We start from the raw sequence: 16811 nt of genomic DNA, 5'->3' as shown, positions 1-16811 counted from the left end.
TTTTTATATCCAATTTTCCCTACGAGTGGTAGCGTTGATCCACAAGTTGTAACAGGATCATTTGATTACTATTTAAGTAAATTCAATCATATGATTTTACCAGCTTTATCTGGGGCATTAATTGGAACTGTAGGAACTGTACAATATTTACGAAGTGAAATTATCGATACGAAACATAAAGATTTTGTACGCACAGTAAAAGCAAAAGGTGTACCAGAATCTAAAGTATATTCCAGACATATTTTAAGAAATTCATTTTTACCAATTGCAGCATTTTTAGGATATGAAATTACAGGTTTAGTTGGAGGATCTATTATTCTAGAAAATATTTTCGGCTATCCAGGAATTGGACAACTATTTTTCCAATCTATCACTCAACGTGATTTCAGTGTCGTAACTGCTCTTGTATTATTTACTGGATTCGCAACGCTACTCGGGACTCTTCTTTCCGATATTATTCTAAGCATCGTTGATCCACGTATTCGTATTGATTAATGGAGGTGAAGAAACGTTATGTTAGCAAATCCTGAAAAACAAACTGAAGTCATTCATTACGAAAAGAGTCCCTCTGGTTTCTCCATTATGTGGCGAGAATTTCGTAAAGATAAACTAGCAATGTTTTCTCTATTCTTTTTAGCTTTAATATTAATAGCCGTTTACGCAACTTCATTTATTATGAAGCAAGAAGATATCGTCCGAGTCGATTTGTTCGCTATTTATGACCCTCCTTCTGCTGAACATTGGTTAGGAACTGATTATGGAGGCCGTGATATTTTCGGACAATTAATTATTGGTACACGTAACTCCTTTACAGTTGGTTTAGCCATCACTCTTTTAGCAACCCTTATCGGTCTTACGACGGGACTAATTGCTGGCTATTTTGGCGGAGTTGTCGATAACATCATTATGCGTTTTATCGACTTCATGATGATTTTACCATTCTTAATGATTGTTATCGTGTTTATCTCACTCGTTCCAACTTTCAATATTACAACTTTTATTCTCATAATGACGGCTTTCTTATGGGTCGGAAAAGCAAGGCTTATACGCTCTAAAGTATTGACTGAGAAAGAACTTGATTACGTATCTGCATCAAAAACGTTAGGAACACCAAATTGGAAAATAATCTTCCAGCAAATATTACCTAATTTAAGTTCTATTATCATCGTAAATATTACATTAAATCTTGCTGGTAACATCGGGATCGAATCTAGTTTAACTTACTTAGGCTTCGGTCTACCAGAAAGCACACCGAGTCTTGGTACACTTGTAAGTTACGCAACAAATCCAGATGTATTGCAAGAAAAATGGTGGATTTGGTTACCCGCATCAATCATGATTTTAGTGCTGATGCTGTGTATAAATTTTATTGGTCAAGCGTTAAAGCGTGCGGCTGATGCGAGACAAAGAAAAGGATAAGGGGTGGAGAAGTTATGAACAAACCAAAACTTTACAAAGTATTAAGTACACTTGCTGCTTCAACATTATTACTATCTGCATGTGGGGGTGCTGATAGCAGTAGTAAAAAAGCAAACACAAAAAAAGTAGAAACAAATAAATTTAGTGCTACTGTAAAAAATGACAGTAAAGAAATTAAAGACGGATCATTAACTTATGGACTCGTTTCAAATTCACCTTTCGCTGGTGTTTTAAGTAGAGTATTGTATGAAGTTGCTCCAGATTCAGAGATTATGGATTTCTTTGATGAACAATTATTAGCTACAGATAAAAACTGGGAAATTACAAATGACGGTGCTGCAACTTATACAATTTCTGAAGATAAAAAAACAATTACAATTAAGATTAAAGATAATGTAAAATGGCACGATGGTAACCCTTTAACCGCTGAGGATTTAGAATATTCTTACTTAATTATTGGTAATAGTAAATATACAGGTATCCGTTACGATACACAAATGCAAATGATTGAAGGTATGGAAGAATATCACACTGGAAAAGCTGACAAAATTTCCGGTATTAAAGTAGTCGATCCAAAAACAATTTCCATTACTTATAAAGAAGTAAACCCTTCATTGAAAACTGGTATTTGGACATATCCTACACCTAAAAAATATTTAGGCGATGTACCAATTGAAAAACTAGCTGAATCTGATAAAATCCGTCAAAATCCAATCGGGTTCGGTCCATTTAAAGTGAAGAAAATCGTTCCTGGTGAATCAGTTGAGTATGAGCGCTTTGATGATTACTGGGGTGGCAAACCTAAGCTGAAAAATGTAACATTAAAAGTTGTAAATCCATCTATTGTTAGTGCATCTCTGAAAAAAGGTGATATTGATATTGCATCAATTACTGCTGACCAATATCCGAACGTAAGTAAATTAAAAAACACACAACTAATTGGTAAAACTGACCTTGCTTACACTTATATCGGATTTAAGTTCGGACATATGGACAAAGCAAAGAATGAAGCTGTAATGGATAACGATAAATTCAAAGACGTTCGTTTACGTCAAGCGATGGCATATGCAATTGATAGAGAAAAATTAGGAGAAAAAGTATATCACGGACTTCGTGTTCCAGCTAACTCTCCAATTCCACCATCTATGCCAAAGTACCATAATAACAATGTTGGCGCATATAACTTAGATGTAGATAAAGCGAAACAACTATTAGATGAAGCTGGCTATAAAGACAAGAATGGTGATGGATTCCGTGAGGATCCAAAAGGTAATGAACTTAAAATTAACTTCCTAGCTAGTAACGGTAGTGAAACAAGTGAACCACTCGCAAAATTCTATATTCAATCTTGGAAAGATATCGGCTTAAAAGTAGAACTTGTTGATGGACGCTTACACGAATTTAATGCTATGCGTGATATGATTAAAAAAGATGATCCGAAGGTTGATATTTTCTCTGGTGCTTGGAACACTGGCTCTGACCCTGATCTTTCTGGCCTATGGGGCAAAAATGCCGGATTCAACTACCAACGCTGGGTAAATGATGAAAATACGAAGTTATTAGACGCAGGATTATCAGAAAAAGCTACTGATGAAAAATATCGTAAAGAAGTATACGATAAATGGCAAAAATTAATTCATGACGAAGCACCGATGATTCCAATTCATTACACATTCGATTTAACAGGTGTTAATAAGCGCGTGAAAGATTTTAATGTCAACACTGAAGTGAATCAAATTACTTCAAAATGGAAAGACGTTACTGTAACAAGCGAAAAGCCAGAAGTAGAAAAGTAATCATAAAAATAGCTCTTAGCATCCATATACATGCTAAGAGCTATTTTTTATTTACAATCCTTTTCTTACTATTTATAACAACCAATTCCTTCCCTACTCTAATATTAAAAGATTTGATGAAATACCTTTATTAAAACAGCTAACGTAACAGATGCAGCAAATCCTCCTAGACAAATTAAGCTTACCCCTTGACTATATGACAAATTTTGAAATGATTTCATTGCTTCCATCCTCCCTATCTCCCCTTTGATACTTTTATTTTACCAATGGGAAAAATTTCATAACATCGATTTCTCTAACAACTAACTTACAAATTTGTAAGTTAACATCTTTTCAACTTATATATCTAGTATTTCCACAAATAAGAGTCATTTATACATAAAAAAGACCTCAGTTATACTAAGGTCTTTAGTTACATTCTATTTCATTTTATAATCATCACCGGACATTTCACTCGTTTTGCTATTTTATGACTGACACTACCAAGCACCATTTCTTGCAGTGTGTTTAGCCCTCTGCTTCCAGCGATAACAAGATCTATATCTCCTGTATTTACATATTGAACAATTGTATCTCCAGGATCACCATGTAATATCGTAATTGTATAAGAAATGTTCTCTTTCTTTAATAAACCTTCAATCTCTTTTAATTTATCTTTTCGACTAGCTGATATTGTTTCTAAGTCTGTTTGACCTTGTATAATATCTGATTTTGCCGTTCTATTATCTACTACGTACACAACTTCAACATTTGTTTCTTCGCTACATTTCGCAATATATGTTGCATGTTCCGCTGCTCGAAGTGCATGTTCAGAACCGTCACACGCTAATATAATTTGTTTGTACATATGCTGAATCCCCTTTTCGTTATCCTACTCGTATTATATAATAAAGCCCCCTAAAAAGGAGGCTTTTAACTAGCAATTCTTTTATTATAAGTAGCCAAATTTGCAACAAGTTTTGAGCTACGTTCATTTAATCCTGTTATACTTACTTTCACACCACTTTGCTCATACTTCATGATAACTTTATCAATTGATGCCACTGCTGAATCATCCCATACGTGTGCATGAGTAAAATTCATTTCAATTTCTTTTACATCTTCATTAAATGAAAAATTATTTATGAAATCGGCTGTAGATGCAAAGAAAAGTTGACCGTGAATTTCGTATATTTTCTTATTTTCAATATATAAATGTTTCACGTGAATCTTTGCCATATTGAATGCAAATAACACCGCACTAATTACTGTTCCGATAATTACACCTAATGCTAAATTATGTGTAATTAGGACAATCACAACTGTTACGATCATAACAAATACGTTTCCTTTTGGTACTTTATGAATCGTTGTTACAGAGTTCCAATCAAACGTTCCGATTGAAACCATAATCATAACCGCAACTAAAGCTGCCATTGGAATATGAACGACATAATCTCCTAAAACGAATAGTAATACGATTAAAAATCCACCCGCTACAAATGTTGATAGGCGACCTCGTCCACCTGATTTAATATTAATAACAGATTGTCCAATCATTGCACATCCTGCCATTCCTCCGAAAAATCCAGCAACGATGTTTGCGATCCCTTGTCCGCGTGCCTCTTTATGCTTATTACTTTCTGTATGCGTCATATCATCTAAAACTGAAGCTGTTAATAAAGACTCTAGTAAACCAATGATTGCAAGCATAACTGCATAAGGTAAAATAATCCCTAATGTTTCTAATGTAAATGGCACATCAGGAATACTAAAGAACGGTAATTCTTTCGGCAGGCTTCCCATATCCCCTACTGTTTTCAACTGTAATCCGCTCATAAGTGCAATACTCGTCACAATAATAATTGAAATAAGCGTAGAAGGTACAACCGTTGTAATACGTGGAAATAAATATATAATTGCAAGTCCTAATACAACGAGTGCATACATTTGCCAAGTTGCATTTTTAAAATGCGGTAATTGCGCTGTAAAAACTAAAATTCCAAGTGAATTTAAAAAACCACTCATAACAGATTTCGGAACAAACTTCATAAATGAGCTCAGTTTGAACACGCCAAAAATAATTTGGACGATACCTGTTAATATTGTTGTAGCAAATAAATATTGCAAACCATGATCTTTAACAAGCGTTACCATTAATAATGCCATTGCACCTGTTGCAGCTGAAATCATTCCAGTTCTTCCGCCAACAAATGAAATGGTAACCGCAATACAAAAGGCTGCGTATAGTCCAACTGTCGGATCCACGCCTGCAATAACAGAGAAGGCTATCGCTTCAGGGATTAATGCTAAAGCAACGACAATTCCTGATAACACGTCCCCTCTCACATTAGAAAACCAGTCATTTTTTATCGTTTGAAACAAAATACCACTCCTCTACTCCTTTATAATTTGATTTTCTCCATAAGAAAATCTAGCCGACTGCACGAAAGCTATTATATAACGAGTAGAAGATTTTTTGCTATGTAAAAGTTTCCTAAAAAAGATGTTACCTTCGTAGCTTCTTTTCCTAGAATATCAGGAAGACTTTAAATATACTATCACCTATTGTTGATTTAACGTACAACGATTTCGGATTCTACCGTATGTCAAATGAAGAGAACTTTGTTTGGATGGATGAAAAATGCACATGTAATTCAGCTCATTTAATTGAGTAGTCCAAGGATCAAGATATTAGCTACCAAAGGAATTCATTTACATTTCTATAGATATTTCCACTTCATATGTGAAGTTTAGTTTGGAGGGTTTAGGATTAGAGGAGTTTATGCTAATTTAATGAAATTAGTAAAAGCACTCTTTCGAGTGCTCATTTTATGCAGATACAGTTGCTTTATCCTTACGGAATATGCCCATTAATCCACCGATTAATAATAATACGCCTGGTAATAAGTAAATTATAGAAATACAAATAAATCCACCGATAGCAGCCACAGTCATCATAATACCGCCAACCTTCGCTTTACTTCTTACCATAACAGATCCAACAATTCCTAAGATTGATAGAGCCACAGCTCCCCAACCTAAGCCAATAACAGTATTTGCTCCATCAGCTTCAAAAGCAGCTCCCATACCGCCGATTAATAAAGCAACAAATGCACAAATAATACCAAAAATACCTCCAATAAGACCTAATACAAATTCAGCTGTTCTTTTCATCTTAATCTCTCCTTATTTAGCAACTTCAAATTCAAATTTCACTGATTTCTCGTCAAATGTAAATGTAGGTTTAAATGTACCAACAAACTTATCGCCTTCTGGTACATCAAATAACATTTTGTTTGTAATTTGGTTACCTGGCGCAATATTTTCGTTTATAAACGTATTTTCCCCACCAAAGTACTCTTTGAATTGGTTGCCGTTAGTATCAGCAATTTTTAATTCAGAAGTTCCAAAATATATATCTTTTTTCCCATTATTTTTAGCATTAAAAGCGATTTCTAGTACTTTCCCTTTTTCAGCTTTTACGTATTCGTTAGGCTCAACGAATTTAGCTGAACTGAAAGTAAGTTGTAGGCCATTAACTTCTACCGTATCTCCAATTTTATAAATCTTGCTTTCAGCTTTTTCCTTTTTATCTTTCTTTTCAGCCTGTTTAGGAGCATCGTTTTTACTCACTTCTTTAACTTCAGTTTCACCACAAGCAGCTAAACTAAAAGCAAGTGCACCTGTTAAAGCAATAGTACCCAATTTTTTATACATTTCTTTTCCTCCGATTATGTAAAATGTAAGATTTCCGAAACTATCATAACAGAAACAGTTACAACTTTTTTGTCATATTTTGTCGAGGAAAATAAAAAAAGACGCTATATCAGTAGCATCTTTTCTCATTTCATTAATGTCCACCGTGTCCTTGACCACTTTCCTGAACAATTTCTAACCTCTCATCTAGTATTCCTTGTGTTTCAAATGAAATATCACTCGTACTTCCTAATAAGAAGCCATGATTATATGGTCCAAGTGTTGGATCATCTTTAAACTTCGGCTGAATAGTAGCAAGGAAGTCATACACTGGTTGTGAATCTTTCCCTTCTTCTAACAAGACAACAGGTGCGTGTTTACCCATATGTGAAAAAGGTGCCCCAGCAACTGCTAAATCTGGTGTTTTGCTTGAAACAAATGATAAACCGTGACCAGGTTTTGTGAATCCCCAGCCAAATTTTGTTTTTTCATCTTTAAATTTAGCGAACGCAATCGAGTTTTCTGTAGGGGTCTCTCCACTAATACGCGTTACTTTCCCGTATTTGCTTAACTCTTTTTCTACTTCTTTTGAAACAATTTTTTCTGGCCCTAATACATATATATTTGCTTTATCTTTTCTCATTTTTAATGCCTCTATTGTCGCTTCTGGCACTTTATCCTTTTCTGTATAGAGTAGTGGTTCCGGCATATGAGAAATCCAGTTTACAGCGGGTGTTGTATATAAACGTCCTTCTTCTGCAGACGAACCGATAATAACACTATTTGGGTAGCTTCCTGTTATATCGGCATACTCCTTATCAACATGATTCGCAAATATAGCTGGGTCCGTTTCTTTTATTTGTTTTACTTTATAACCTTTCAATTGTTCAAGCGCGCTAGTACCTACATCTCCCATCACCATAATTTGTGTTCCATCTTTCGTTCCGATTGGATTTAATCGTTTTATTTCTTTTAACGTCATTTCCGGTATCTTTTCTTTTTCTATAAATAAAATCGGCCCGTTATTCGGATGATGAATAAGGTCTGCACTCGCAATACCTAATTGCCACTCGCTTGCTGGTACTAAAATAACAGCACCCGGCTGGTTCTCTTTATGGGTTGCTGGCCATATTGTTTGCGAAGTTAACACTGCCATTTGCAGGGGATCATTTGTATTTAACCTTGTTACATTTTTTAAACTTGTCGTTAATAAATCATTCGATGCCCCTTCGTTCATTTCTTTTGGCGCCGTTACCTCCTGATTCATTTTCATTTCCTTTTGCTCTGTTTTCTTCTCTTTTGTAGATTCATGGTTTTTATGGTCTGTATTCGTTTGTCCACATGCAGCAAGACCAACTGCTGTAATTATTGTTATCCCAAAAATTCGGGTCATTTTTTTCATTATACCGCCTCCGTATTAATCATTTTTGAGCCAATATGATTACCTAAAATGTAATTTCAACTCCACAATAACAAGCAATTCTGAAGAAATTATGCAGACACATCATAATCTGCACCATTTCTTCATGATTTTGCATTACACTTTAAGTAACGATTATAAATATGGAGGGCTCTCTATGATTGATATACTGCTCGTAGACGATGAACCGAGAATGCTTGAATTATTAACGCTTTATCTTACCCCAATTGGATATAACTGCGTATGTGCGACTTCAGGAGAAGAAGCTATTTTACATATAGAAAATCGAAACTTTAAATTTGTTTTACTCGATATTATGATGCCAAAGATGGACGGATGGGAAACGTGCAAAAAAATCCGATCTTTTAGTAACATTCCTATTATTATGGTTACAGCTCGTGATCAAACAGTAGATGTCGTTCAAGGATTAAAACTTGGAGCCGATGATTACGTAACGAAACCTTTCCATGAAGAAGAACTTTTCGCAAGAATTGAAGCCGTTTTAAGACGTACAAATGAACATAAACAAATCCAATATCACGGTATTGTATGGGATGAAACAAAACACTTCGTTTCTGTCCATAATGAAGAACTCCTTCTCACACCAATTGAATTTTCTTTACTCGGATTATTTTTACGCCATGTGAACTACGTATTAAGCCGTGATCAGCTCATCGAACGAATTTGGGGGTTAAACACAAATACAGAAGATCGCACAGTCGATTCACATATTCGTAATTTACGTGATAAATTGCGAAAAGCAAATTTCCCTATTGATCACCATTTAAAAACTGTTTACGGAGTCGGATATCGATGGGTTGATACTCTAGATTAAGGAGCAAAGCAATGAAGCGAATTTCTATTCAGCTCGGATTTTATTTTTTGATTGTTACACTTTTAATCGAAAGTGTTCTATTTGTCTCGCTTTATTATAGCCTTGTCAACAATAGAGTAAATGAAGAAATGACAGCTTTATTAAAGCGCGGAAATAGTCACAGAGATGTCCTTGAAAAGTATTTTGATAAGCAAACAATCTCCCATGTTGCACTAATGGAATCCGAAGCCGAAACTACTGTTGTTATTACAAATGCAAATAAGGAGGTACTAGCTAAATCCAATGAAATAAATACTACTATAAAAAAGCATATTGAAAAGATGCAAACACGGACAGATCATGACGGAGCAATTATAGAGAATCATTGGAAAACATCTAATTATATATGTACAGTTAGCCCCATTGTAGTGGCTGGAAAAACGGAAGGCTACGTATATATGTTTCTCGGGACGGAATCAATCGAGGAAATGGTTAACGGGCTAACAAGACAATTCATTATTGCCGGAGTCATTACGTTTCTACTAACAGCCATCACCATCTTTCTATTATCACGTTTGTTAACAAAACCATTGTTACACATGAAACATGCAACTGAAAAAATGAGTAAAGGCGATTTGTCCGTTTCGTTAACGACTACTCGAAATGATGAAATTGGTGAACTAGCATCATCTATTCAAACGCTTGCTAATGATTTACATTATATGAAAACAGAGCGAAGTGAATTTCTAGCAAGTGTTGCTCATGAATTACGAACACCGTTAACATACGTAAGAGGCTATGCTGACATTGCTTTAAAAGAAACCACATCTCCTGAGCAACGTTTGCGATATTTATCTATTATAAAAGATGAGTCTGATTATATTACGAACTTAGTTCAAGATTTATTTTCACTTGCACGAATGGAACAACATAACTTTTCTATTCGAGTAAAGGAAGTACATTTACACACCCGCCTTACTCGCATAGCCGAAAAAGTAAATGCCATGTATAAAGAAAGATACATTACAGTTTCTTTCTCTTGTCCTCCTACACTGCTAGTAAATTTAGATGACCAGCGATTTGAACAAGTTATAATAAACATTTTAAATAACGCTTATAGACATTCAAAAGAACATTCTCATATAAACATTTCTGTTACAGAAGAACATAAAAATATCTCTATTACAATTGAAGATGAAGGCGAAGGCATTCCTCCTGAAGACCTCCCTCACATCTTCGACCGCTTTTATCGAGTTGATAAAGCAAGATCACGAGCTACAGGTGGAACTGGTTTAGGACTATCTATCGTAAAAGAAATTGTAGAACTACACGGCGGGAATATTGCTGTAACGAGCGAAGTTGATCACGGGTCTTGCTTTATAATTTCATTACCATCTATAAAGAAACACGACTATCATCAGTAGTCGTGTTTCTTTATCCCGCATTAACGGGCAGTAAGACCCCTACATCAAAATTCAGCGGAAGCAAAGAAGTTAGGTGGGGGATCAACTGCCCGTTAAAGCCCGATTGGTTCAACTAATAATCAGTGGGAGATGAACAAAACCCCCACTGATTAAAGTTTCACTTTATCATTTTACTTTATAATATAAATTTACAAATTGCCCAAAACGTTTCGTATCCGTTAAAGTTAAATTAATTTCTGGATTCTTTTCTTTAAATAATGGGACACCTGAGCCTAATATGTGAGGGGTAATCGTGACAACATATTCATCAATTAGATTATTCTTAAAGAATTCTCTCAGTAGACTCCCTCCACCGACCATCCATATTTTAGATCCTTCTTGCGATTTTAACCTTTTTGTAAACTCCACTACATCTTCATTTACAAATTCCACGTTTCCGTCTGAACCTTTTTCTGAACGAGAAAAAACATAACATGCTTTATCTAAGTACGGGAATGTTTCCGTATGCTCTACTACATAATCGTACGTTCTCTTTCCCATTATTATTGTATCAATCGTTTCGTACATTTCTGTATAACCGTTATCTCCCTCTCCTTCTGTTTCCATTAACCACTCTAAATCATCATCTTCTTTCGCAATATATCCATCCAAACTAGCTGCAATAAATAAAACTATTTCACGTGACATATCTTTTCCTCCTTGCATCTCATCTTGATAACATATGATGTAAACAATATACTAACAATAAAACATGACAATTTATGTCACGTTAAAAAGAAAAGGTGATACATTTGTCAAAAGCTAAACGCTTATTAGATATTCTTATATTTGCTTCTGCGAAAAAAACATTTACAGCTCAAGAAATAGCTGATGAATTTAATATTTCCGTTCGTACGGTTCATAGATACATTTTAGATTTAAGTGATATGGGATTACCCATTTATGCTGAACAAGGTCGTAATGGAGGATATAAAGTATTAACAACTAGGGTCATTCCACCTATCTTATTTACGGAAGAAGAAGCGGTCTCCATCTTTTTTGCCTTTCAATCTTTAAGCTACTACAGAGACTTGCCTTTTAATACAGAAATCAATTCTGTCACTCATAAACTATATAGCTCTCTACAACATGAGGCGAAAGTGAAAGTTGATAAAATACGTTCTTATATCGCCTTTTGGAATCCGAAGAGAACAATTGAGACCCCACTTTTAAACGAAGTGTTAACAGCGGCTATTGAAAATAAAAATTTACACTTTCAATACGAATCTAAATCGGGGATAAAAACAAAACATGTTCATCCTATCGGTGTATATGCTCATGACGGGCTATGGTACTTACCGTCCTATGACTATGGCAGGAAAAAAGTATTACTGTATCGCATCGATCGTATTCTTTCCATATTATCAACGGAAGAAAATGAGGATACATTCATGAATTTAGAAGAGTGGTTTGCATCTAACTCTAACGTAGTACACATCCCTACTCAGTTACATGTTTTACTGACAACAGAAGGCGTACGCCAATGTAAAAGCGTCCCTTATCTTGAGGAATTCGTTATAATAAACGAGGATGGGACAGGATATATAAATTCAACAATTGATAAAGGAGAAATCAATTTTATTACCCCTTTATTTTATAGACTCGGAAAAGATGCAAAAGTTTTAGAACCGACAGAATTGATAGATGGTTTACGTATACATGCGAAAGAAATTTTACATATGTATGAAGACGAAAAAAGCTGCTAGATGTAAGCAGCTTTTTCGTCGATTTGTTTCTATTATTTTGATTGTTGACGAATATCGAACCACCAACGATTTTTCTCATTCATATTCTCATTGCCACTAAACCCACTGTAACGGAAAGCATCAAGGAAGATTGAATCTAGCTTATCCTCATCTACCAAATAACCTAAGTTAACCTTCACCGTTTGTCCTGGTCGGATACTGCCAATATTGTAAAAGCTTTTTCCATCTCCGTGAGGCTCTAAATAATCAACTTCGCCTGTCATAATATTTTTTTCTGCAATTCCATCTCTTTCAGCGTAATTCCATACATTCCCCTTACTTTTAAGCACTTGTATGGATGGATGCATATAGATTTCTTCTGTCGCCAGTTTACCTATATTTTTCACTGTTGTTGTCAGGTAGACAAATTTAGGATGAATTAATTTTGATTCTACTAATTGATCAATTGAATCTTTACCATTTCCAACTTTATATTCATCTCGTCTATATGGTATCAATTGTCCAGCTTGATCCAAAGCTTGATTCTCCCTTAGTATTCCTAAGCCAAGTTCATTAAAGTTTTCTTGTTTAAAATCTTTGATTGAATCAAAAACTTCAACCTTTTCTATCACATATTCAATTTTGCTGTTATCCATGATAATCGTTACTGGAACCTTTTGTCCTATATGAAATAGTCGTTTACTATCTTTTTTCAAAGGAATCACCTTAGTTTTTTTAGGCTTACTTTCTTCGCTAAAATACTTTTTATCATAATCTGTTATATGTGATGCCTTTTCTTTTGACGTAGGCTCAAGTGAAATGTTCCCTAACACATCCACCATTTGTTCTTCATTTATATCGTTTCCAATATAACTTTGTAGCATGATCCCTTCTTCCTCAAAGAATAGAAAAACTACCCTGTCCATCATTAAATCTTTTTTACCAGTTTCTCTATGGACAATTACTGCCTTCTTACCATTTATCTCTTTTTCTTCATAACTTTTCGAGTACAGAGTTGGAAAATCTGAATTCCCCCCTACTCTCCAAAGAACGAATGAAAAGCCTCCATTTGCATAGTTATCTTTAAATGAATATTTCATAGCAGTGTCATCAATTGCTTCCATATTTTCTGGCAATTTACCAACCTTCAACTTATACCACTGATCACTCTTTTTCGAATCCTTATTTGTTAAGGAAACATTTACTTCATAATTTTGTTTTTGAACAATCATATTATAGACTTTTACTGCACCAAAAACGGTTGTCGGCATACCAATCAATAAGCAGGCAGCAGCGATTAACATACGATGTCTTTTACTCTTTTTCTGTGGTCGCTCGCCCTTCAGCTTCATTTCCTCCATAAACAGTTTCTTTTTGCGCGTATATGTATGTGAAAATTCATGTTGTTCTTCGGATTTATCAAAATCATCTAAAGCAATTTTTTCAGCAAGTTCATATATTTCTTTGGAGTTCTTTGAATTCGTCATGTTGTATACCTCCTATCATATTTTGGACTCGTTTTCGAGCGCGTTCAAACTGCTTGCGGACATTAGCCTCCGTTATCCCCATGACACTTGAAATTTCTTGATACGTTAAGTTATAGAAGACTTTATACTTAAACACCTGTCTATTAGACTCATTTAACTCTTTTAACAATGCATCAATTTGAACCTCGGACATTACACGTTTTTCCCACTCTTCAATATTTTCATCTACTGCTTCTATTGATTCTCTTTCATATTCTTCTAGAAATGTTTCATGTCGTTTATTTTTTCGATAACTATCAATCGCCTTATTTTTCGCAATCCTCAAAATGTAGCGTTTAAGCTCTTCAGTATTCAAGCTATGGAGCTTTTCCAAGTTCTTATAAAGAGTAATAAACGTCTCTTGAACTGCATCTTCAGCCTGTTGAATATTATTTAAAATAGAATAAGCTACATAATAAATTTTTTGCTCGTACAACTCGTATAGCTCTTCCATCTTTTCATAATCGGTGTTTGTAACTTTCATATAATTCCTCCTCTCACTCTATATAACGAATGAGCACTGTAACTTTGTGACACTGCAAAATCTTTTTATATATAAAATTTAATAATAGAATAAGCAAAAGCCCAATTTCTCTATTGTAACTGAGAAATTGGGCTTTTTAATATTAGAATTTTCCTGACTGTATCTCTAAGAAAAATTCTTTTACACCTTTTCAATATGCAGTATTTGCTCTATCGCTTCTTTTAACAAATTCTTTGTCTCTTCAAAGTTATGATTCTTCTTTTCCTCCGATTGCACCGTATAAAACTCAGCAAACGAACGCTCTTTATATCTTGGTACGACATGCATATGGTAATGTGTTAACTCGTTAAATACTCCACCATTTTGACAAACTGTAATTCCATCTGGTTTATATAATGCCTTAATCGCTTTTGAAATCAGCTTAGAAGCATCCATAATTGATCTTGCTACAACGTCATCTAATTCGTCTACTTCTACAACATGCTGCTTTGGCACAATTAAAGTATGTCCTGGGTAGAAAGGCGCATGATCTAAAAAGCAAGTTACATAATCATCTTCATATACTTTATATATTTTTTCCTCTTCGTTTGCTAATTTACAACCTAAACATTTCATAATACTTCCTCCTCTGTTAAAAACATAAAAACGTGAGAGCTATACTCTCACGCTTTTATGTTTCACTTTATTAGTTCAATTGTTTCCGTAACTTTTATACTATCTTTTACAGATTGAACAATCGTGCAATTTTTCACTGCAAGCTGCAATGCTTTGTCCAACTGCTCTTCTGTAATGTTTTCCGCTTTAATTTTATAGTGCAAATGAACACTTTCAACTGGTTTGGATAAAGCTTCACTTCTACCAATTTCAGTTTCGATCGTAAACGTATCGTATGTAATACGTTTCTTTTCTAAAATTGTTCGAAAGACAATTGCACTACATCCTGCGATAGAAGAAACGAGTAATTGTAACGGTGAATACCCGTTTTCTTTTCCAATCGCTAATTGAGCGTACGATAAATCTGCCTTTATATCATCGTGTTTGATTGTTAGTTTCATTTGTTTTGTCCATCTCCACTTTCATCGGTTTCTGCTGTTTCTTACTCATATAATAATAATAATATATATAGCAGAAAATGATAAATGGAATACCGCAGTATAACGCCATTCTTTGTTCAGGAATAAACGCTAAACTAATAACAACGATGCTATTTGTAATTAAAGCTAAAATTGGAACAATCGGATATAGTGGTGTTCTATACTTTAAGTCCTCTAACTTTCCTCCGCCTTTTATATACTGACTTCTAAAGCGAAGTTGCGATAGAGCAATAATGATCCAACTTGAAACAGCCGATAAACCAGCTATCGATAATAAGTACATGTATACTGTATCTTCTGCAAGGAAACTTGTGAATAGGGATAATCCAGCTACCGCAATCGTTACGACTAGCGCTGTAATTGGAATACCACGTTTATTTACTTTCTTGAAAGAAGTTGGTGCCATTCCTTCATTTGCAAGTGACCATAATATACGTGTCGCTGCATATAATCCAGAGTTCGCTACAGATAATAACGCAGTAATAATAACGAAGTTCATAATATCAGCTGCATATGGAATACCGATTTTATCAAATACAACTACGAATGGACTTTCAATTACGCCTGCTTCTTTCCAAGAAATTAATCCTACTAAAATTGTCATTGTTAAAATGAAGAATAACATAATACGCCATACTGTATTACGGATCGCACGTGGAATTGTTTTTTCTGGGTTTTCACTTTCTCCCGCTGCAATTCCGATTAACTCTGTTCCTTGGAACGAGAAGTTAACTGTAATCATTGTAAGTAATACGGCAGCTAGTCCATTTGGGAAAAGTCCACCATCGCTTACAAAGTTAGAAAAAAGAGGTGCTGCTTCTTTTCCGTCATATGATATAAATCCTAATAATGCACTACCACCAAGAACAACAAATGCAAGGATTGTAATTACTTTAATACTAGAAAACCAAAATTCTAATTCAGCGTAGCTTTTCGCTGAGATAGCATTTGACGCATATAGAATAACGCCGAATACAAGGCACCATACCCAAACATCAACATTTGGAAACCATCTTTTCATCATTAAACCGATTGACGTTAATTCTAGTCCTACTGTTACTGCCCAGCCAAGCCAGTATAGCCAGCCGATCATAAAGCCCGTTCCTGGTCCAATAAACTTCGTCGCATACTTTTGGAAAGAACCTGAAACTGGCATTGCTACCGTTAACTCTCCAAGACAAAGCATTGTTAAATACATAATAAATCCGCCTACTAAATATGAAAGGATGGCCCCCCCTGGTCCAGCCTGATTAATAGTGTAACCTGAACCTAAGAAAAAACCAGTTCCGATTACACCACCAAGTGCGATCATAAATAAATGTCTACTCTTCATCGTACGATGTAATTTCTCATTCGTTGGTTGCTGCATCTAAATCCTCCCCCTACCATACCCCTATGTCTTGTTAAAATTTTCTGATAATAAAAATATACA

18 protein-coding genes are annotated in these 16811 nt (G+C 34.8%); 6 read left to right on the top strand and 12 right to left on the bottom strand.

Translation table 11 applies throughout. The features are described from left to right. From MR170_RS08915 to opp4A, 3 genes are all read left to right on the top strand, one after another. Positions 1–495 (top strand): ABC transporter permease (locus tag MR170_RS08915; RefSeq protein WP_242307959.1); only part of this gene is annotated, 495 nt, incomplete at its 5' end. An 18-nt stretch (positions 496–513) separates the two neighbouring features. Further along, on the top strand, positions 514–1419 hold the full coding sequence (locus MR170_RS08910) for an ABC transporter permease (protein ID WP_000880730.1): 906 nt from the start codon (positions 514–516) through the stop codon (positions 1417–1419). 14 nt (positions 1420–1433) lie between these two features. Further along, the gene (gene opp4A / locus MR170_RS08905) at positions 1434–3215 is read left to right on the top strand and encodes an oligopeptide ABC transporter substrate-binding protein (RefSeq protein ID WP_043935150.1); all 1782 of its coding nucleotides are present in this window, start codon (positions 1434–1436) and stop codon (positions 3213–3215) included. A gap of 104 nt (positions 3216–3319) precedes the next feature. Here opp4A and MR170_RS08900 read toward each other — a convergent pair whose 3' ends face one another. The 6 genes from MR170_RS08900 to MR170_RS08875 form a co-directional block, all read right to left on the bottom strand. Continuing rightward, positions 3320–3436, bottom strand: a complete 117-nt coding sequence (locus MR170_RS08900; protein WP_000834733.1) for a DUF4027 family protein — start codon at positions 3434–3436, stop codon at positions 3320–3322. A gap of 203 nt (positions 3437–3639) precedes the next feature. Then, a complete protein-coding gene (locus tag MR170_RS08895; RefSeq protein WP_000277998.1) occupies positions 3640–4062 on the bottom strand; it encodes a universal stress protein in 423 nt (140 codons plus the stop codon). Positions 4063–4127: 65 nt separating this feature from the next. Beyond that, positions 4128–5579, bottom strand: coding sequence for a SulP family inorganic anion transporter (locus MR170_RS08890; RefSeq protein WP_029441567.1), 1452 nt, complete (start codon positions 5577–5579; stop codon positions 4128–4130). A 447-nt stretch (positions 5580–6026) separates the two neighbouring features. Continuing rightward, positions 6027–6371 carry a DUF4064 domain-containing protein gene (locus MR170_RS08885; protein WP_000831286.1) on the bottom strand — a complete coding sequence of 115 codons (345 nt, stop codon included), beginning with the start codon at positions 6369–6371 and terminating at the stop codon, positions 6027–6029. Between the two features lie 12 nt (positions 6372–6383). Then, complete coding sequence (locus tag MR170_RS08880) at positions 6384–6914, bottom strand: DUF4352 domain-containing protein (RefSeq protein WP_000277056.1); 531 nt, start codon at positions 6912–6914, stop codon at positions 6384–6386. A 133-nt stretch (positions 6915–7047) separates the two neighbouring features. Next, positions 7048–8295, bottom strand: a complete 1248-nt coding sequence (locus MR170_RS08875; RefSeq protein ID WP_029441566.1) for a hypothetical protein — start codon at positions 8293–8295, stop codon at positions 7048–7050. A gap of 175 nt (positions 8296–8470) precedes the next feature. On the opposite strand from MR170_RS08875, the gene MR170_RS08870 reads away from it, so the two are divergent. Both MR170_RS08870 and MR170_RS08865 read left to right on the top strand, forming a co-directional pair. Beyond that, positions 8471–9148: a response regulator transcription factor gene (locus MR170_RS08870; protein WP_043935151.1), complete on the top strand. Its 678-nt coding sequence runs from the start codon at positions 8471–8473 to the stop codon at positions 9146–9148. 11 nt (positions 9149–9159) lie between these two features. Continuing rightward, on the top strand, positions 9160–10551 hold the full coding sequence (locus MR170_RS08865; protein ID WP_043935152.1) for a sensor histidine kinase: 1392 nt from the start codon (positions 9160–9162) through the stop codon (positions 10549–10551). 165 nt (positions 10552–10716) lie between these two features. Here the strand turns inward: MR170_RS08865 and MR170_RS08860 are convergent, their stop codons facing one another. Further along, positions 10717–11238: a dihydrofolate reductase family protein gene (locus MR170_RS08860; protein WP_043936496.1), complete on the bottom strand. Its 522-nt coding sequence runs from the start codon at positions 11236–11238 to the stop codon at positions 10717–10719. Between the two features lie 104 nt (positions 11239–11342). Here MR170_RS08860 and MR170_RS08855 point away from each other — a divergent pair, with 104 nt between their 5' ends. Further along, on the top strand, positions 11343–12296 hold the full coding sequence (locus MR170_RS08855) for a helix-turn-helix transcriptional regulator (RefSeq protein WP_043936497.1): 954 nt from the start codon (positions 11343–11345) through the stop codon (positions 12294–12296). A gap of 32 nt (positions 12297–12328) precedes the next feature. Here the strand turns inward: MR170_RS08855 and MR170_RS08850 are convergent, their stop codons facing one another. The 5 genes from MR170_RS08850 to MR170_RS08830 all read right to left on the bottom strand — a co-directional run bounded on the left by MR170_RS08850 (position 12329) and on the right by MR170_RS08830 (position 16748). After that, complete coding sequence (locus MR170_RS08850) at positions 12329–13762, bottom strand: ECF-type sigma factor negative effector (protein WP_043936498.1); 1434 nt, start codon at positions 13760–13762, stop codon at positions 12329–12331. Next, positions 13728–14285: an RNA polymerase sigma factor gene (locus MR170_RS08845; protein WP_043936499.1), complete on the bottom strand. Its 558-nt coding sequence runs from the start codon at positions 14283–14285 to the stop codon at positions 13728–13730. The genes MR170_RS08850 and MR170_RS08845 overlap by 35 nt, the downstream gene beginning before the upstream one ends. A 180-nt stretch (positions 14286–14465) precedes the next feature. Then, entirely contained in the window at positions 14466–14900 is a 435-nt protein-coding gene (locus MR170_RS08840) for an HIT family protein (RefSeq protein WP_043936500.1), read from the bottom strand. 62 nt (positions 14901–14962) lie between these two features. After that, positions 14963–15340, bottom strand: a complete 378-nt coding sequence (locus MR170_RS08835; RefSeq protein WP_000778853.1) for an OsmC family protein — start codon at positions 15338–15340, stop codon at positions 14963–14965. Next, a complete protein-coding gene (locus MR170_RS08830) occupies positions 15315–16748 on the bottom strand; it encodes an amino acid permease (RefSeq protein ID WP_017762786.1) in 1434 nt (477 codons plus the stop codon). Before MR170_RS08830 ends, MR170_RS08835 begins: the two co-directional genes overlap by 26 nt. Positions 16749–16811 lie beyond the last annotated feature (63 nt).

This window comes from Bacillus cereus group sp. BfR-BA-01524, from assembly GCF_022662595.1.
Taxonomy (GTDB): Bacteria; Bacillota; Bacilli; order Bacillales; family Bacillaceae_G; genus Bacillus_A; species Bacillus_A thuringiensis_S.
Note: the sequence above shows the minus strand (reverse complement) of the source record. Positions and strands in the feature narration are given on the sequence as shown.